This window comes from Planomicrobium sp. CPCC 101110 (genome assembly GCF_007859395.1).
GTDB lineage: Bacteria > Bacillota > Bacilli > Bacillales_A > Planococcaceae > Planococcus.
On sequence record NZ_VOHD01000006.1, the window covers coordinates 1 to 17,531 of the forward strand.

A 17,531-nucleotide genomic window follows, 5' to 3' on the forward strand; every position below is an offset into this window, starting at 1 on the left:
GAAATTATGGTCATTGGCGGAGAAGAAGTTTTCCGGTCGGTTTTGCCGCGTGCGGACCGCCTTTATATCACAATGATCAAAAAACCGTTCGAGGGGGACACTTTCTTCCCCGAGTATGGAACCGAATGGCAAGCGGTGTCGGAATCCGAAGAATTGGTTTCAAATGGAATTCCTTTTTCGTATTTGATCTATGAACGGTCCCATAAAGAAAATGGCCGTTAGACGAAAAACAGATCTGAAAAGGTCTGTTTTTTATAGGATTTACAGAAAAGCACATATCGTTTGCGGCATATATCAATAATTTTTACAATAGGATTAAAGATAAAAGGAAGTGAAGAAATGCCGAAGATTCACATTGTGACAGACTCTACAGCAGATTTGAAAGATGACATCATCAGCAAATACAATTTGCATGTTGTTCCGCTGACGATACAAATAGAAGGGAAAACTTATTTGGACCGTGTGGACTTGGAGCCGGAATCCTTTTTGCAATTGATGGAGAAGTCTCCGGAGTTGCCGAAAAGTTCCCAGCCTGCACCTGGCGTATTCAAAAACCTATATGACAAGCTTGGCGGAAATGGAGATAAAATCATATCAATCCATATGACTGGCGGTATGAGCGGCACTGTCGAATCGGCACGCACCGCTGCGGAGCTGTCGGATTCGGATGTTACTGTAATCGATTCCCGTTATATTACCCATGCACTAGGTTTCCAAGTGATAGAAGCTGCTGAAATGGCGATGGAGGGAAAATCGGTGGAGGAAATCACTGCCCGGATTGAAAAGATCCGGCAGCATACAAAGCTGTATGTAGTGGTGGATACGCTCGACAACCTTGTGAAAGGCGGCCGTATCGGGAAAGGCCGGGCCATGGTTGGTTCTTTCCTGAAGATCAAGCCGATTGCTTCGCTTGACGACGGGGAATACACGCCTGTCGCTAAGGCGAGAAGCCATAAACAGGCAGTGCAGTATTTGATGCACGATATAAAGGAGAAAACAGCAGGCAAAACGGTCAAAGGCATCGGCATTGCCCATGCCGGCGGACAGGCAATGGCAGAGCCGCTTCGCCAGCAGCTCCTAGAAGCGGGATACTCCAACATAAAGTATGATTTTACGACGCCGGTCATCTCCACTCATACAGGGGTTGGCGCTGTCGGTTTTATGTATTACACGGATTGATGTCCAAAAGGGGAGAATGATGTGAAACGCATCCTGTTTATCTTAATAGCAGTCATGGTTTTCTTGGCGGGATGCAATTCACCTTTCATTTTCGGAAATGAAGAAGCGGAACCGAGAATTCCATCTGCTTTTTCGGCTTATACAGTTCCGCCCAACTTTGTGCCACAGGCATTGCTTGTGACAGCTATCGGGGATTCGTTGTCACAGGGAGTCGGAGATGAAAAAAACATCGGCGGCTATGTCGGCAGGCTGACCCAGGAAATGAGGGAATGGCCCGGCGTACAGGGAGCGGTCGTGGAAAACACGGCCAAGCGCGGCCGGCGCAGCGACCAATTGCTCGCAATGTTCCAGCAAGGGGAATTGACGGGGCCGGTAGCGCAAGCGGATTACGTGGTGATGACGATTGGCGGAAATGATGTGATGCGGATTGTGAAACGCGATTTGTTTTCGTTGACCGTTGAAGCTTTCAAAGACGAATTGATCCTATACGAAAATCGGTATCGAACAATTTTCTCATCCATCCGCTCCATCAATCCCACTGTCCCGGTTATCGTATTAGGCATCTACAACCCATTTTCTTTGATTACCCGGGACGTCAAGGAATTTGAGGAAATCATTGCAGAGTACAACAGTTCAATGCAAGAAGTGGCCGAAACCGATCCGCAAGCGTGTTTTGTACCCGTCAACGATTTGTTTATGGGCAACGATAATTTGGTTTATCATACTGATTTTTTTCATCCGAACAGCAAAGGTTATGATTTGATGGCAGAACGCATTTTTGAACGCATGGAAGAATGCGGATTCAGCTTCCAAGAGTAGGGAGGGGGTGTAAGCGAGTGAAAAAATGGCAAATCGCTTTTTTCGCACTGCTTGCAATAAACATAGTAGCGATAGTTGGGTTCTTTCTGTACGTAACGACTCCGGCCACTGATTACAGTGCGTTCGAGGCTGTCAAGAGAGACCAGATTGAAGGGAATTCTCTCATGGTCCGCACGACAAAAGCGGATTTTGAAGGGATCGCCAATACGTATATCCGAAAAGAAATGGCAGATTCACCAGTGCCGTTAACGCTGACTTTGAATGGCGAAGTGAACCTTTCCACGGAGTTGGTGGTGTTTTCACAAGCTTTGCCGATATTGATGAAATTCGAACCCCATGTGCAAGAAGATGGGAATTTGTTGCTTGAGCAGCGATCAGTGGAAATCGGAATGCTGGATATTCCACCCGAATCTGCGTTAAAGTTGTTAAGAGATTCAGTTGAGCTTCCCGATTTTATGGAAGTGAATCCAGGAGAAAAACAAGTATTGCTGAAATTGACGGAAATACCGTTGGAAGACGGCATTTCAGTGAGAGCCTCTTCTTTTGATCTGGAAGAAGATGATATCCGCCTTGAAGTGACCGTCCGGCCATAAAGATGGGAGTGGGAGCATGAAGACTGAAAAAGCTACATTTGCCGGAGGATGTTTTTGGTGCATGGTCAAACCTTTCGATACGCTTCCGGGAATTGAAGAAGTGGTAAGCGGCTATACGGGAGGCGATTTGCAGAACCCGACCTATGAGCAAGTCTGTTCGAACGCGACAGGGCACGTAGAAGCTGTCCAAATCACGTTCCAGCCTGACGTTTTTCCTTATGAGAAACTGCTGGATGTGTTTTGGACACAAATCGATCCAACGGATGCCGGCGGACAGTTTTTTGACCGCGGAGCTTCTTATCAGACGGCAATTTTCTACCATACTGAAGAACAGCGTATAGCGGCAGAAAAATCCAGGCAGGAATTGGACAATTCCGGCAAGTTTTCAAAGCCGGTGGCTACGCAGATTCTGGAAGCCAAGCCGTTCTATTTGGCAGAGGAATACCATCAGGATTACTATAAGAAAAACCCGGCTCATTATAACCGTTATTCTGTCGGTTCCGGTCGAGCCGGATTTATCGAAAAGAATTGGGGCGTGGGACAATGAAAGACGAATTGAAAGCAAAATTGACGCCGATGCAGTATCACGTTACACAGGAGAATGGTACAGAACCTCCATTCCGCAACGAGTATGACCAGCATTTTGAAGAAGGCATCTACGTGGATATCGTATCCGGAAAGCCGCTTTTCAGCTCTAAAGACAAATTCGACTCGCATTGCGGCTGGCCGAGTTTTGCAAAGCCGCTGGAAAGTGAAGAAATCAAAGAAAACTTTGATACAAGCCATGGCATGAGGCGCACAGAGGTCCGGTCGGCAACCGCTGATTCCCATTTGGGGCATTTGTTCCCGGACGGCCCGTCATCACTTGGCGGACTCCGCTATTGCATCAATTCTGCAGCGCTCCGTTTCGTGCCGAAAGACCAATTGGATGCAGAAGGTTTGTCCGAATACAAACAATTGTTTGAGTGATGGAAACCCGGACCAGAGTCCGGGTTTTTTGTTCGCCGATTAAGAAAGGAGATTGCTATGGACCGTTCATTTTACCATTTCGCTTTGAATTATCGCGGCAAGATCAATCCCGATGATTTTTCGCGTTTTGCGGATGCAATGTTTATGGACCCAAGTTTCCCGAAAGCATCACAGGATTTTGAAAAACTGTCGCGGTACATTGAAGAAAAAGCCCATCCGGTCATGAGGGCTTCGACGTTCGACCAAATATGGGAAGACTATTCTGGCCAATAGGGCTAGTCATTGCACTCCGGTTGAAAAACCAGTATGATTATACCGACTATATTAAAGTGAGGTTTTTTAAATGAGTGTTCATATCAATGCAAAACAAGGCGATATTGCAGATACAATCTTATTGCCAGGAGATCCGCTTCGCGCAAAATACATCGCGGAAACATTTTTGGAAGATGTGACGTGCTATAACGAAGTGCGCAATATGTTCGGCTATACGGGTACATATAAAGGAAAACGCATTTCTGTTCAAGGAACCGGCATGGGCGTACCATCCATTTCTATTTATGTAACAGAATTGATGCAGGAATACGGTGTCCAAAAATTGATCCGTGTCGGCACATGCGGCTCTATCCACAAAGATGTGAAATTGCGTGATGTCATTATCGCTCAAAGCGCCTCTACAAACTCAAAAATGAACGAACTTATTTTCAATGGCATTTCTTACGCACCGACAGCGAATTTCGATTTGCTTCTGAAAGCCTACAATGCAGGGGTTGAAAAAGGATTGAACTTGCGTGTCGGAAATGTTTTCACTGAAGATGTATTCTATAACGAATTTGCAGAACATGAAAAATGGGCACAATATGGTGTTCTTGGCTTGGAAATGGAATCAGCAGCCCTTTATACGCTGGCTGCGAAATTCGGACGCCAAGCATTGGCCATTTTGACAGTCAGCGACCATCTGTTGACTGGTGAAGTAACGACTGCCGAAGAACGCCAGACGACGTTCAACGACATGATCGTAGTTGCTTTGGACGCTGCAATTCAAGAATAAGGGAAAAGACTGCTTAGCCAGTCTTTTTCTTTTAAGGCTTTGGAAATGGGATTTTAGCAAGAACAAGCAAGGCAATAATGAAAGTGGTGAAGAAAATGGACGAAAAGCGTCCTGATGAAAATCAGGAACAAATCCCTCCTGTTGAAGAAACTCCGTCTCATTTTATCCGGATGAAGACTTTCTCATTTATCATGCTCGTCTTTACAGTGATATTGCTGACGGCCGGGGTAACGATTTTTGCGTTGACTTTCGGCGATGATAAAGCGGTCCAGGTGAATTCGCCTGAACGGCAAGAGTTTCAAAAGCTATATGCGGCATATGACCAGATTGAAAGCGAATATTACGAAGAAGTTGAAAGCGATACATTGGTCAATGGCGCAATCAACGGCATGATCGAGGCCCTCGGAGATCCTTATTCCGATTACATGAACGAAGAGGAAGCGGCCCAGTTTACAGAAGGCATTTCTTCCAGCTTTGAAGGAATCGGAGCGGAAGTGCAAGAGCGCAGCGGCTATGTGGCTGTCGTGTCTCCAATCAAAAACTCACCTGCTGAAAAAGCGGGGATCTTGCCGAATGACTTGATTCTTGAAGTGGATGGAAAGAGCATTCAAGGCTTCAGTTCTTCCGAAGCGGTTATGCTAATCCGGGGGGAAAAAGGCACGAAGGTCACTTTGACCATCCGGCGCGGAGAAAACTCAGAACCGATCGAAATTGAAATTGTCCGTGACGAAATTCCGATAGAAACGGTTTATTCCGAAATGGGCGATGACAAGGTCGCGCATATTCAAATCACCAGCTTTGCGGAAAAGACATACGATGAGCTGCTTGCGGCAATCGAGGATTTGGAAAAACAGGGCATGAAAGCGATGGTCCTGGACGTCCGCCAAAACCCGGGAGGCTTGCTGACTTCTGCACTGGACATTTCCAATCTGTTTGTGGAAGAAGGGAAGACCTTGTTCGAAGTGCAGGCAAAAGGCCAGGAACCGGAAATTTATACAGCTACTTCTGATACAAAAGTGGAAGTTCCGGTGACGCTGCTGATCGACGGCGGAAGCGCCTCTGCGGCGGAAATTTTGGCAGGTGCAGTCAGCGAATCAGGAGATGTCCAACTGATCGGAGAAAAAACTTTCGGCAAAGGGACTGTGCAAACAGCGAACAATATGTCGGATGGATCCAATCTGAAATTCACGACTGCCAAATGGCTGACTCCTGATGGAAACTGGATCCATGAAAAAGGCATCGAACCTGATGTGAAAGTGGAATATCCTGAATATGCATCATTGCCTGTGCTGGATCCGAGTGTCGAATTGAAAGATGGCACAATATCGGAACAAGTGCGCACAGCAGAAAAAATGCTGGAAGCGCTGGGCTATGAAGTTGGAGAAGTTGATGGGGTCTTTGAAGAGGAAATGGAAACGGCCGTCAAGGCTTTCCAAGAAGACAAAGAATTAGAAGCGGATGGCGTTTTAACAGGCGACAGCACGTATGCGGTTATGACAGCCCTCCGCGAAAAAATTGAAAAAGATGATCCGATGCTGCAGGAAGCGCAAGAGATCATCTTGAAAGAAGCGGAATAACACAAGCTTCAATCAGCAATAGTGAAGAAAGCGAAAAGGCCCGCATTTGCGGGCCTTTTCTTAGCCTGAACAGCAAAGGATGATTGGATGATTGACGTTTACTTGTTCAGCGGCTTTTTAGGAAGCGGCAAAACGACCTTATTGAAACATATGATTCAACAAGTGAAGGACCAAGGATTAAAACCGGCTGTTTTTATGAATGAGCTGGGGCAAATGAATTTCGATTCGGATGCAGTGGAGGACGGGGTGCCGCTAAAAGAGCTTCTTGACGGCTGTATATGCTGCTCGGGGTCGGAAAAGTCGGAAGCCCAGATCCAGACATTGCTTGCCGAGGAGACATTCGATGTCTTACTGATCGAGACGACGGGGGCCGCTCACCCTGTTGAAGCCCTGGATGCTGTTTTTTCTCCGCTTTTTGCGGACCGATTGAATTTCAAAGGCATTGTCACCGTCGCCGACAGCAAACGCTGGATGAGCCGGGATGAATTGTCCCCGCAAATCCGTTCCCTGTTTCTGGAGCAAATCCGCCATGCCGATCTGATTCTGGCAAACAAATCGGATTTGCTGACGGAAGGTGAACAAGCGAAAACGGTGTTTGAGCTTCAATCGCTGAACCCCACTGCCCAAATCATCCAGACGGTCCACTCGAAAGTGCCTTTCAAACAATTGGAAAAGACTGCGGCGAAAAAATCCGGTGAGGCCGTAAAAGCGCCGGTGGCGAAATTGAACCTGGATACCAAAGTATTGCGTTTCCAGTCAGGCGTTAAAAGGGAGCGTTTTGAAGAATGGCTGCGTGCGCTTCCGGAAACCGTCTACCGCATCAAGGGATATGTGCCATTGGACGGGGACAAATACCCCCACGCTTTCCAATATGCATACGGCATGGCCCAGTGGCTGCCTGAATATATGAAGATGCAGCCGCAAATTGTCGTCATCGGGGAAGGGCTGGAAGGGGTGGAGCTGCCATGATCGAAGCGTTCAAAAAGCTGTGGCCGCAGCGAGCGGCTGTGGATGGGATCCGCAGCATGGAAGAACTCGAAAGGTATGTGAGAGTTGAATTGAACGACGAATTGACGCACCCGCGGGTAAGGAAAACCAAGGAAGAAAAACTCGGGCTGGCGCTGGAGCGGATCAGGCAATCGGACTTGGCCGATGACGAGAAAAAAGAATTGGCTGAACTATATAAAAAGATTGCGGCTCATTGAGCCGCAATCTTTTTTTGTATAGTGATGAGGCGGATGGATAAAGTGACCGCGCCGGCTGTAAGGCCAGCGATGAGCCCGATCCAGAAGCCGAACGCTCCGAAGCCGGTGAATCCGGCAAGCAGGTAGCCTACAGGCAATCCGATGACCCAATAAGAGATCAAGGCCATTATGAAAGTGATGTTCACATCTTTGTAGCCGCGCAGAGCCCCTTGGACCGGAGCTTGGATGGCGTCCGACAGCTGGAAAAGCGCCGCGAAGACCAAGAATTGCACGGCAAGTTCAATGACAGCAGGATCATTCGAATACAGGCCGGCAATATGTTCGCGCATGAAAAACAGGATGCAGGCAGAGATGAAACTGAATGCGACCGCTGCACCGACACCCAGCCAACTGTACTGTTTTGCGTCGCGGTAGCGTCTGGCGCCGACTTCAAATCCTACTAGAATGGTTGCGCCCATCGAAATGCTGAGCGGCAGCATGTATAAGAGCGACGTGAAGTTGATGGCAATCTGGTGGGCGGCGATGGTGATAGTCCCGTATGTGCTCATCATCAGCGTGACGGCAGAAAAGATGCTGGTCTCGGCAAATATCGAAATGCCGATCGGGACGCCAATACGGCTGATTTCGCCGATTTTTGATAAGGAAGGTTTTGGCCAGCCTTTGAAGATAGCAAAAGACGCAAACGGTTTTTTCGTGCGGATGATCCATACCGTTATAAACAAAACCAGCCAATAAGTGATGGCTGAAGCGTAACCGGCACCCGCGCCGCCGAGTTCAGGGAAGCCGAAATTCCCGAAGATCAGCAAGTAGTTGAAGAAGACGTTGATCGGAGCGGAAATGAGCGATATGAACATTGTGATGCGGGTTGAACCAAGAGCGTCCATATAAGAACGCAAAGCGTTGTATGCAAACAACGGAATCAGGCCGAGGCTCATCGCTAAAATATACTCGGTCGCCACATCAGCGACTGCAGGCTCCAGCTCCATAAATCCAAGCAGAAAACCAATGCCGAATACGAAAAAGAAAAATACGGCGATGGCGAGCAGGAGCGCCAGATAAATCCCTTGCTGGACTGTATCTTTTACTCGATCTTTTTTCTTAGCGCCCATCAATTGTGCTACAATTGGAGTGATGGACATCAAAATGCCGGCAAGGCCGATGTAGACGGGAACCCAAAAAGACGAACCGATGGAAACTCCGGCGAGATCGTCGGTTCCGTAGCGTGCGGTCATGTAAATGTCAAAAAAGGTCACCAAATACATTGCCACTTGGGTAACTAAAATAGGGAAAACGATTTTCAATAATAATTTCATTTTCTTTTTTTTTGTTTCGGTTTCGTACATGTTTCATCCTCCAATATCCCTTTAAACAACAAAAACAAGTATAGCATAGAAAATATCGCTTTAAAGCGGCTGGTAAAAGTGAATATATACATGAGAGAGTAGGACAGTACATGAATAAAAGAACCATTCTGTTGACCGGAGGCGGTACCGCTGGGCACGTATCGTTGAACCAGGCGCTGATTCCGGAATTGAAGAACATGAATTACAATGTCGAATATATCGGCTCGAAAGGCGGCATAGAATACGAGATCATTTCAGAGGCGTTTCCTGATGTGAAATACCATGCCATCCCGAGCGGCAAGCTGCGCCGCTACTTCTCGATGAAAAACTTCACGGATCCTTTCCGTGTAGGGGCAGGGTTGATGCAGGCGCTGAACATCATCCGCAAAACAAAACCTGCCGCCATTTTTTCAAAAGGCGGTTTTGTATCGGTTCCAGTTGCGATGGCAGGCAAACTGATGTCGGTTCCGGTCATCATCCATGAATCGGATGTGACGCCGGGGCTGGCCAATAAAATCGCAATGCCGTTTGCTGACCATATCTTCACGGTTTTCAAAGAAACGATGAAATATGTTCCGGCTGAAAAATCCACGTGCACAGGATCAGTCATCCGAAGCGAGCTTATGGACGGATCTGCTGCCAAAGGCAAAGAGATTTGCAGCTTTGAAAACGACATGCCTGTATTAATGGTTATGGGCGGCAGCCAAGGTTCTGCTGTCATCAACGATGCAATCCGGGCAAACCTTCCCGAATTGAGCGGGCAATTCAACATTATCCATTTATGCGGCAAAGGCAATTTTGATGAAGCACTGCGCAGCAAAGAGAATTATTGCCAGTTCGAGTATGTTACTGATGAACTTTCCCATTTGCTTCACATGACAGATTTTGTGGTTTCCCGGGCGGGTTCAAACTCGATTTTCGAGTTTCTTGCATTAAAAAAACCGATGCTGCTGATTCCGCTTTCGAAACTCAAAAGCCGGGGGGATCAGCTGTTGAATGCGGAATTGTTCCGCCGGCAGGGCTTTGCCCATGTGATTGAAGAAGAGGATTTAACACCGGAAAGTTTTATGAAGGCTATGGATCAGCTGCGTGCTGATGAAGAACTTCTGGTAGAGAATATGATCGGCGCGGAACCGCCGAAAACGGCATATGAAATGGCCAAATTGGTGGCGGCCCATACAAAAAAACGGTAAATCCGATATAAGAGGTGACAATGATGGAAATAACTTTACAGAAAGTTCATGGTTCGATGAACACATTTTATATGGTCGACGGGCCAGAACGCGATGATTATGACCAGCTGGCACTGCAGTTGGCAGCAATTGATCCGGATATTGATGGATTGCTTGTCGTTTTGCCCGCAGCTGATGCGGATGCCAAGATGCGCGTCTTCAACCGGGACGGTTCCGAAGCGTCCATGTGCGGCAACGGGCTTCGCTGTGTGGCAAGGTATGTTTGTGAGCGGGACGGAATTGAAGAAGGAGTCATCGAGACGATGAAAGCTCCGCTTCAAGTGAAAAAGGAAAAAACTTTGATGGACGGCATTGCGAGATATTCAGTTGAAATTTCGCCGGTTTCGTTCAAACTGGCAGATTTGCCGATGGAATATGAAGGCAACGAGGAGTGGCTCCTCAAGCCATTGCCGTTCATTTCTGAGGACATCGTCTATTCGGCAGTAGCTGTACCGAATCCGCATCTGATCGGCATTGTGCCGGCAGCATACCAAGCCGACCAAAGCCACCAGCAGAAATGGGCTGAACGGTTTAACGGCCCCAATGAACATTTTTCGGATGGCGTCAATGTCAGCTACGTCACCAAAGTCAAAGAAGGAATTTTTGTGCGGACTTTCGAGCGCGGTGTCGGTTTCACCAACGCCTGCGGGACTGCAATGACGGCTTCCGCTTTGATCAGCTGCATGGCGGGGCTTGTGCCATATGGCAATGTCTACGTTTATAATCCAGGCGGCATGGTCCAGTGCCAAGTTGAGAAAAATGAAGAAGAGATCAAACTTCTGCTGACTGGCAATGCGACCGTTTTATCCGTCCATCAATTCCTTTGGGAAGAAAAAGTGGACGACAGCACCTTCAAGTCAGTGGAAGAACTTGATGAACAGGCGCTGTACGAGAAGTTTATCGAACAGACTTCTTCTGTGTCCGGCCAATTTGTGCAGTAGCAAAGGGGCAGCAGGCGGCTTTGCCGTATTGGAACCCCAGTAATGCGGGTTCTTATCAAGCAGGCCGCTGCAAATTTTGGATGGGCGCCACTTCCAAGCTTGGGCAGAAGAGATTGCATGAAATTCAGCGGATATTGCGTTGAAGAGTGTAAATGGAGCAGTGTTTCCGGAAATGGAACGGGCAAAAAGCGTCAAAAGCGATGTGTGTGAATATTTTCACGAAAAAGGTTTGTTTTTTTTCAGGGAAGTAGTAAGATTGATAGGGAAATTCGTTCTTCATTGTAGAAGCGCCTTCTGCTTTATGTCTAGCGGAATGCGTGATAAAATATAGAGGACTCAGTATAGTACAAGTAAATGCCAGTAGGCAAATAGTTGGAGGTTTTTTTATGTCTAGCAAGTTTACAGATGCAAACTCCCCATGGAGTTCCATTACTGGCCCCAACCTTGGATATGTAATGGAAATGTATGACATTTTTCAGGAATCTCCGGAAGCAATCGACCCGGAATTTGCTGAGCTTTTCAGACAGTATGGATCACCCCTTGAAATAGTTGAACAACCGGCAGCTGCAGCGCCTTCAGCGACTGCTGATGTGTCTGCAGACAAATTCGGAAAAGTGCTGGCAGCGGTTCAATTGGCAGATGCCATCCGCGCGCACGGCCATCTTGCTTCGAATATCTATCCATTGAACGACCGGCCGAAAGACGCTTCACGTTTAGAGCCATCTGCATATGGATTGACAGAACAGGACTTGAAAGAAGTGCCTGTTTCACTTTTGTTGCCTGATGCACCAAGCTCGGTCAAAGACGGTTTAGAAGCTATCACGTATTTGCGTTCTCTTTATACCGATAAAGTTGCATATGAATTTTCACATATCGTACAGCCGCAGGAACGCAGCTGGATCCAATCGAAAATCGAATCAGGCCAAGTCAAGCTGCCGCTTTCAGCGGAAAAGAAGAAAGAACTCTTAAACCTGCTGACGCATGTCGAAGGCTTTGAGAAATTCATCCACCGCACATTCGTCGGCCAAAAACGCTTTTCTATCGAAGGGCTCGATACTTTGGTGGTATTGATGGATGAACTTGTCCGTTTGTCCGAATCAAAAGAAAACATCATGATCGGGATGGCGCATCGCGGTCGTTTAAATGTGCTTACACATGTATTGAACAAACCGTATGAGATGATGTTCGCCGGATTCGCCCATGTAGGCGACGAAGCATTTCTGCCGGAAGACGGCTCGCTGAAAATCACAAAAGGCTGGTTTGGCGATGTGAAGTACCATATGGGTGCAGCGTACACTTCGCCTGCCGGCCCTACCATTAAACTTGCATACAACCCTTCCCACCTGGAAGTTGTCAGCCCGGTTGTCGCGGGGCAAACGCGTGCGGCACAAGAGCTGACAAACCAAAAAGGCAAGCCTGCCATCGATTCGAAAAAAGCATATGCGATTCTTGTGCATGGTGATGCTGCATTCCCGGGACAGGGCGTTGTAACGGAAACCTTGAACTTCAGCCGCATTCCGGGATATCAGACCGGCGGATCCATCCACGTGATCGCCAACAACCTGATCGGATTTACGACTGAGCAATACGACTCGAGATCCACCCACTATTCTTCAGATCCAGCGAAAGGCTATGAAATTCCGGTTATCCATGTGAACGCGGACGATCCGGAAGCGGTAGTAGCAGTTGCGCGTCTGGCATTTGAATACCGTGAAAAATTCGGCAAGGACATTTTGATCGACTTGATCGGCTACCGCCGCTACGGCCATAATGAAATGGACGAGCCTTTGGTCACGAACCCGTTGATGTACCACGGCATCCATAAGCACCCGACCGTGCGCGAATTGTATGGCCGCCAATTGACAGGCGAGAACATCTTAGCTGAAGATGATGTTAAAAAACTTGATGCGGATACGCAAAAAGAAATGCAGGAAGCGTATGACCGAGTGAAGGAAAATAGCTCGCATGACGCCAACAACCAAATTCCAGAAGCAGTATTGAACGGCTTCCCTGAAGTTCCAACAGGCATAGACAAAGCCGTTTTAACAAAACTGAACGAAGAGTTGCTTTCATGGCCGGCCGATTTCAGCGTGTTCTCGAAATTGGCGCGTATTTTGAAACGCCGGGAAGAACCGTTTACCGGCAAAGGGAAAATTGACTGGGCGCATGCTGAAGTATTAGCGTTCGGCTCGATCCTCCAAGAAGGAAATCCGATCCGCCTTACCGGACAAGATGCACAGCGCGGTACTTTCGCTCATCGCCATCTTGTGCTGCATGATGACAAAACAGGGGCTGAACTTGTTCCGCTTCACCATATCTCAGACGCAAAAGCCTCATTCGTCGTCTACAACAGCCCGCTTAGCGAAGCCGCAATTCTTGGTTATGAGTACGGCTATAATGTGGAAAACGAAAAAGCGCTCGTTGTTTGGGAAGCGCAATATGGCGACTTCGCGAACATGGCGCAAATGATGTTTGACCAGTTTATTTCTGCAAGCCATGCAAAATGGGGCCAGAAATCCGGTTTGGTTATGCTCCTGCCGCATGCATACGAAGGGCAAGGGCCAGAGCACTCGAGCGCCCGGTTGGAAAGATTCCTGCAAATGGGCGGCGAAAACAACTGGACTGTGGCCAACCTTTCCAGCGCGGCAAACTATTTCCACATCATGCGCAGACAAGCGAAGATGCTTGGGGAAGATTCAATCCGCCCGCTGATTATCGTGACGCCGAAATCCTTGCTTCGCCATCCTCTAGTGGGGGCGGAAGTTGACGATTTGGCCCAAGGACATTTCCAGACTGTTATCGAACAGCCGGGAATGGGCCAAGAAGCGGAGAAAGTGGAGCGCATCCTTTTCGCAAGCGGGAAAATGGCGATCGATTTGGCTGAGCGCGTAAAAGATGGAGCTGGTTTTGAGTGGGCGCATATCGTCCGCGTCGAGCAGCTGTATCCTTTCCCGGCTGAAAAAATCCAGGCGATCGTGGATCGTTATCCTAACGCCAAAGAACTTGCATGGGTTCAAGAAGAGCCGCAAAACATGGGATCATGGTCATTCGCTGAACCGTATCTGCGTGAAATCGCAAACGGCAAGCCGGTGAATTACCATGGACGCATCAAACGCTCAAGCCCTGCGGAAGGCGACGGAGAAGCGCACAAAGCTGAACAGGCAAGAATCCTTGATGGGGCTTTGGCGCAATCTTGATCATTTAAAAACATCATCATTCGCCGGGAAGGCTCCCGGATGGATAAAAAGCATTTGTTAATTGAAGCAATCGGGCTTTAAAGGACAACCGGTTTCCTCCTCGAAATGCGGGAAGCGGTTGCTGCTTGAAGCGGGATAATCTAAGGAGGAATTTTTTGTGGCAGAAATCAAAGTACCTGAATTAGCGGAATCGATTACTGAAGGAACAATCGCCCAGTGGCTTAAACAGCCGGGTGAAACAGTGGAGAAAGGTGAATTCATCGTTGAACTGGAAACAGACAAAGTGAACGTTGAAGTCATCTCGGAAGAAGCGGGAGTTGTTCAAGAACACCTGGCTAAAGAAGGCGACACAGTTGAAGTCGGACAAGTGATTGCAATTGTCGGTGCTGCTTCTGGCGCAAGCTCTGCTCCAGCTTCAAAAGCTGAAGAGGCGCCTGCAGAACCAACAGCTAAAGCGGAAGCTCCAGCTACAATGGAGCCGGTCGCAAAAGATGTGGCTGCAGAAGAACAGACTTCTGCTGACCGCACAATCGCCAGCCCGGCAGCCCGTAAATTGGCGCGCGAAAAAGGCATCGACCTTGCGGCGATTTCACCTGTAGACCCGATGGGCCGAGTACGTGTTCAAGACGTGGAAGCTCACAGTGCACAGCCTGCAGCAGCAAGCGCACCTGCAGCTAAAGCTGAAGCTCCAAAAGCCGCTGCCGCTCCATCTTCTGATGAAGAAAACGGCCGCATCGTACGCGAGAAAATGTCAAGACGCCGCCAAACAATTGCCAAACGATTGCTTGAAGTGAAACAATCGACAGCAATGTTGACTACGTTCAACGAAATCGATATGACGAACGTGATGGCGCTTCGCAGCCGCAAAAAAGACAAGTTCCAACAAGATCACAATGGCACACGTTTAGGCTTTATGTCATTCTTTACGAAAGCAGTAACTGCTGCACTTAAAAAATATCCATACGTCAATGCTGAGCTTGACGGCAATGATGTATTGCTGAAGCAATTCTACGATGTTGGCGTTGCGGTATCAACTGAAGAAGGACTTGTTGTTCCGATCGTCCGCGATACCGACAAGAAAAACTTCGCTGAAATTGAAGCAAGCATCGCGGATCTTGCTAAAAAAGCACGCGACAAAAAATTGTCGATCGCTGATATGACAGGCGGTTCTTTCACAATCACAAACGGTGGAGTTTTCGGTTCATTGATGTCCACTCCAATCTTGAATGGTACACAAGTCGGAATCCTTGGCATGCATACCATTCAAAAACGTCCGGTAGCAGTTGGGGATTCGATCGAAATCCGTCCAATGATGTATGTGGCGCTTTCCTACGACCACCGCGTAATTGACGGAAGCGATTCTGTCGGTTTCTTGAAAATGGTTAAAGATTTGATTGAAAACCCGGAAGACTTGCTGCTTGAGTCTTAAAATATCGACTGAAGAAAGCCCTGTGTTGCAGGGCTTTCTTTTTTTTGCCATTATAGATATAAGTATGGGTATCGGCGAAAGGCGGGTGGAGCGATGGATATAGACATATTGGTGAAACTGGCAGACAAATTCGGCTATTTTGCCATGTTCCTGTTCAATTGGATCCTCGTTTTGGGAGTACCGCTTCCAAACGAATTGGCTGCTGCTTTTTCCGGTGTTCTGACGGAGATCAGATCTTTCAATCCAGTTTATGCCTATATTGCAGCTTACCTCGGGTTGATATCAAGCAATACATTTGCGTTCTTTATCGGTCAAGTGTTCGGGCATCGATTGCTCGTCCGCCTGGATCAAACATTGTTGAAAAAATCGGTTGAACGTTTTAGCGCTTTTTTGGAAAAGCACGGGCGTTGGGCGATTTCATTCAGTTTTTTCCTGCCGGGCATCCGCTGGGCGATGCCCTATGTTGTAGGTGCCAATCGGTTCCCTTTTTTCCGTTATGTTCTATATGCCTATCCAGCAGGAAGCCTCTGGCTGCTTATATATTTTAATATAGGGAGGGCCTTTCCTTTTGCATATGAAAAAATCCTAGGAAATTTGCAAGCGGTTCTTGTCTCATTATCGGGCTTGATTATTTTGTTTTTTCTGGTCCGCTATTTATACCAATCCAAAATTGCCCGCAAATAGCTTGTTTGATATTCACCGCTTTTTTCCTTATACTAGAAGGATAAACAGATAGCAAAGGATGAGGACTGTGATTCACAACGAATGGCAAGAAAGAGAAACCATCAAAATGGTAACCTGCAAACATACAAACGCTTCAAAATTTCTGGTCTCTAATGTATTGACTGAAGGAAACACCTACGAAGTGAAAAACGAAACCGAAGAATTCATCTTTGTTGTAGACAACACAGGAAAAGTCGGCGGCTACTACAAAACATATTTTGAATAAGAAAAGCGGAGGCACTTGAGGAAGCTCCGACAAGCGCTGGAGGACTGGAAGATAATGGCGGTTTTGAGCCATTAGCAGCCAGACCGAAGCGACCTCGAGGAGCTGGGTGCCGGAGCTGACTGGTCCAAGCCGAAAAACAAAAAACCGATGACTGTTCATCGGTTTTTTCTATGGAAAAGAGGGGACAGAAATGTCGTTAATCGAAAAAGATATCGAAACAAGAAGTGGCCGTGTCCACGGGGAATACAGCACATTGATCGGAGAAGGAGGCTATATCGCGCCGGACGAATATTTATGGCAGGATATAATGTCAGCAGTCGTCTTGCGCAAACCTGTCCTTTTGAAAGGGCCCACCGGTGCAGGCAAAACAAAGCTTGCGGAAAGCATTTCCGCAGCTTTTTCCCAGCCGATGCAAAGCATCAATTGCTCTGTTGATCTGGATGCGGAAGCATTGCTTGGGTTTAAGACACTCGTTCAACGAGACGGCCAAAGCGCCATCGAATTTGTTGAAGGGCCTGTGGTGACCGCGATGAAAAACGGCCACTTCCTTTATATTGATGAAATCAATATGGCAAAAGCTGAAACATTGCCGATTTTACACAGCGCCTTGGACCATCGCCGCATGATGACCAATCCGTTCACAGGAGAAGTCATCCAGGCACATCCGGACTTCGGAGTGATCGCCGCCATCAATGAAGGGTATATCGGCACGACGCCGATGAATGAAGCGTTGAAAAACCGTTTTATCGCGTACCCGATTCCTTATCTGTCCGGCAGCCAGCTGGCTGAATTATGGGATCGGGAGTTCCCGGAAGCTCCACGCCAATTGAAAGGGTTCATGCTTGAACTTGCGGCAGACCTGATGAAACAAGTGGAAAACGGTTTGCTGTCTGAAGAGGCGGCTTCAATTCGCAGTTTGCTGGACGCTACGGCATTGTCCATGCATATGGATCCCCTGCGCGCAGTCCAGTACGCGATAGCAGAAAAACTGGAAGACGAAAGCGAACGCGAATTGTTTATGGACTTGGCCCATACTTGGAAAAAGTAGGT

At 47.7% G+C, this 17,531-nt stretch carries 19 protein-coding genes; 18 read left to right on the forward strand and 1 reads right to left on the reverse strand.

Annotation, left to right across the window (positions count from 1 at the left end):
- From FQV30_RS07875 to FQV30_RS07925, 11 genes are all read left to right on the forward strand, one after another.
- Positions 1-222: dihydrofolate reductase (locus FQV30_RS07875; protein WP_146499621.1), on the forward strand; the 222-nt coding region annotated here is incomplete at its 5' end.
- A 117-nt stretch (positions 223-339) separates the two neighbouring features.
- Complete coding sequence (locus FQV30_RS07880; protein WP_146499622.1) at positions 340-1,179, forward strand: DegV family protein; 840 nt, start codon at positions 340-342, stop codon at positions 1,177-1,179.
- Positions 1,180-1,200: 21 nt separating this feature from the next.
- Positions 1,201-1,998 (forward strand): GDSL-type esterase/lipase family protein, encoded by a 798-nt coding sequence (locus tag FQV30_RS07885; protein ID WP_146499623.1) that lies wholly within the window; start codon positions 1,201-1,203, stop codon positions 1,996-1,998.
- 17 nt (positions 1,999-2,015) lie between these two features.
- Complete coding sequence (locus tag FQV30_RS07890) at positions 2,016-2,591, forward strand: YpmS family protein (protein WP_255473367.1); 576 nt, start codon at positions 2,016-2,018, stop codon at positions 2,589-2,591.
- 16 nt (positions 2,592-2,607) lie between these two features.
- Positions 2,608-3,138, forward strand: a complete 531-nt coding sequence (msrA, locus tag FQV30_RS07895) for a peptide-methionine (S)-S-oxide reductase MsrA (RefSeq protein WP_146499625.1) — start codon at positions 2,608-2,610, stop codon at positions 3,136-3,138.
- A complete protein-coding gene (gene msrB, locus FQV30_RS07900; protein WP_146499626.1) occupies positions 3,135-3,560 on the forward strand; it encodes a peptide-methionine (R)-S-oxide reductase MsrB in 426 nt (141 codons plus the stop codon). The genes msrA and msrB overlap by 4 nt, the downstream gene beginning before the upstream one ends.
- A gap of 57 nt (positions 3,561-3,617) precedes the next feature.
- On the forward strand, positions 3,618-3,833 hold the full coding sequence (locus FQV30_RS07905) for a YozE family protein (protein ID WP_146499627.1): 216 nt from the start codon (positions 3,618-3,620) through the stop codon (positions 3,831-3,833).
- Positions 3,834-3,903: 70 nt separating this feature from the next.
- Positions 3,904-4,608, forward strand: coding sequence for a purine-nucleoside phosphorylase (gene deoD, locus FQV30_RS07910; protein WP_146499628.1), 705 nt, complete (start codon positions 3,904-3,906; stop codon positions 4,606-4,608).
- Positions 4,609-4,703: 95 nt separating this feature from the next.
- On the forward strand, positions 4,704-6,185 hold the full coding sequence (locus FQV30_RS07915; RefSeq protein WP_146499629.1) for a lmo1851 family serine protease: 1,482 nt from the start codon (positions 4,704-4,706) through the stop codon (positions 6,183-6,185).
- Between the two features lie 87 nt (positions 6,186-6,272).
- Positions 6,273-7,154, forward strand: a complete 882-nt coding sequence (locus FQV30_RS07920) for a CobW family GTP-binding protein (protein ID WP_146499630.1) — start codon at positions 6,273-6,275, stop codon at positions 7,152-7,154.
- Complete coding sequence (locus tag FQV30_RS07925) at positions 7,151-7,390, forward strand: hypothetical protein (protein WP_146499631.1); 240 nt, start codon at positions 7,151-7,153, stop codon at positions 7,388-7,390. Before FQV30_RS07920 ends, FQV30_RS07925 begins: the two co-directional genes overlap by 4 nt.
- Here the strand turns inward: FQV30_RS07925 and FQV30_RS07930 are convergent.
- Entirely contained in the window at positions 7,384-8,733 is a 1,350-nt protein-coding gene (locus tag FQV30_RS07930) for an MATE family efflux transporter (RefSeq protein WP_146499632.1), read from the reverse strand. The genes FQV30_RS07925 and FQV30_RS07930 overlap by 7 nt on opposite strands.
- A 110-nt stretch (positions 8,734-8,843) precedes the next feature.
- On the opposite strand from FQV30_RS07930, the gene FQV30_RS07935 reads away from it, so the two are divergent.
- The 7 genes from FQV30_RS07935 (at position 8,844) to FQV30_RS07965 (ending at position 17,529) form a co-directional block, all read left to right on the forward strand.
- Positions 8,844-9,926, forward strand: coding sequence for an undecaprenyldiphospho-muramoylpentapeptide beta-N-acetylglucosaminyltransferase (locus tag FQV30_RS07935; protein ID WP_146499633.1), 1,083 nt, complete (start codon positions 8,844-8,846; stop codon positions 9,924-9,926).
- A gap of 23 nt (positions 9,927-9,949) precedes the next feature.
- The gene (dapF, locus tag FQV30_RS07940) at positions 9,950-10,906 is read left to right on the forward strand and encodes a diaminopimelate epimerase (RefSeq protein ID WP_146499634.1); all 957 of its coding nucleotides are present in this window, start codon (positions 9,950-9,952) and stop codon (positions 10,904-10,906) included.
- Between the two features lie 386 nt (positions 10,907-11,292).
- Positions 11,293-14,103, forward strand: coding sequence for a 2-oxoglutarate dehydrogenase E1 component (locus tag FQV30_RS07945; RefSeq protein ID WP_146499635.1), 2,811 nt, complete (start codon positions 11,293-11,295; stop codon positions 14,101-14,103).
- Positions 14,104-14,260: 157 nt separating this feature from the next.
- Positions 14,261-15,532 (forward strand): 2-oxoglutarate dehydrogenase complex dihydrolipoyllysine-residue succinyltransferase, encoded by a 1,272-nt coding sequence (odhB, locus tag FQV30_RS07950; RefSeq protein WP_146499636.1) that lies wholly within the window; start codon positions 14,261-14,263, stop codon positions 15,530-15,532.
- A 93-nt stretch (positions 15,533-15,625) separates the two neighbouring features.
- Complete coding sequence (locus FQV30_RS07955) at positions 15,626-16,216, forward strand: DedA family protein (protein ID WP_146499637.1); 591 nt, start codon at positions 15,626-15,628, stop codon at positions 16,214-16,216.
- A 67-nt stretch (positions 16,217-16,283) separates the two neighbouring features.
- Positions 16,284-16,481: a DUF6501 family protein gene (locus FQV30_RS07960; protein WP_146499638.1), complete on the forward strand. Its 198-nt coding sequence runs from the start codon at positions 16,284-16,286 to the stop codon at positions 16,479-16,481.
- Between the two features lie 190 nt (positions 16,482-16,671).
- The gene (locus FQV30_RS07965) at positions 16,672-17,529 is read left to right on the forward strand and encodes an ATP-binding protein (RefSeq protein WP_146499639.1); all 858 of its coding nucleotides are present in this window, start codon (positions 16,672-16,674) and stop codon (positions 17,527-17,529) included.
- Positions 17,530-17,531: the final 2 nt, after the last annotated feature.

What these genes read in the sequence shown, in the direction of transcription:
- FQV30_RS07935 (WP_146499633.1), top strand. Translation starts at nt 8,844, where the DNA reads ATGAATAAAAGAACCATTCTGTTGACCGGAGGCGGTACCGCTGGGCAC.
- FQV30_RS07955 (WP_146499637.1), top strand. Translation starts at nt 15,626, where the DNA reads ATGGATATAGACATATTGGTGAAACTGGCAGACAAATTCGGCTATTTT.
- FQV30_RS07920 (WP_146499630.1), top strand. Translation starts at nt 6,273, where the DNA reads ATGATTGACGTTTACTTGTTCAGCGGCTTTTTAGGAAGCGGCAAAACG.
- FQV30_RS07905 (WP_146499627.1), top strand. Translation starts at nt 3,618, where the DNA reads ATGGACCGTTCATTTTACCATTTCGCTTTGAATTATCGCGGCAAGATC.
- FQV30_RS07880 (WP_146499622.1), top strand. Translation starts at nt 340, where the DNA reads ATGCCGAAGATTCACATTGTGACAGACTCTACAGCAGATTTGAAAGAT.
- msrB (WP_146499626.1), top strand. Translation starts at nt 3,135, where the DNA reads ATGAAAGACGAATTGAAAGCAAAATTGACGCCGATGCAGTATCACGTT.
- FQV30_RS07930 (WP_146499632.1), bottom strand. Translation starts at nt 8,733, where the DNA reads ATGTACGAAACCGAAACAAAAAAAAAGAAAATGAAATTATTATTGAAA.
- dapF (WP_146499634.1), top strand. Translation starts at nt 9,950, where the DNA reads ATGGAAATAACTTTACAGAAAGTTCATGGTTCGATGAACACATTTTAT.
- deoD (WP_146499628.1), top strand. Translation starts at nt 3,904, where the DNA reads ATGAGTGTTCATATCAATGCAAAACAAGGCGATATTGCAGATACAATC.
- FQV30_RS07945 (WP_146499635.1), top strand. Translation starts at nt 11,293, where the DNA reads ATGTCTAGCAAGTTTACAGATGCAAACTCCCCATGGAGTTCCATTACT.
- FQV30_RS07965 (WP_146499639.1), top strand. Translation starts at nt 16,672, where the DNA reads ATGTCGTTAATCGAAAAAGATATCGAAACAAGAAGTGGCCGTGTCCAC.
- FQV30_RS07925 (WP_146499631.1), top strand. Translation starts at nt 7,151, where the DNA reads ATGATCGAAGCGTTCAAAAAGCTGTGGCCGCAGCGAGCGGCTGTGGAT.
- FQV30_RS07915 (WP_146499629.1), top strand. Translation starts at nt 4,704, where the DNA reads ATGGACGAAAAGCGTCCTGATGAAAATCAGGAACAAATCCCTCCTGTT.
- msrA (WP_146499625.1), top strand. Translation starts at nt 2,608, where the DNA reads ATGAAGACTGAAAAAGCTACATTTGCCGGAGGATGTTTTTGGTGCATG.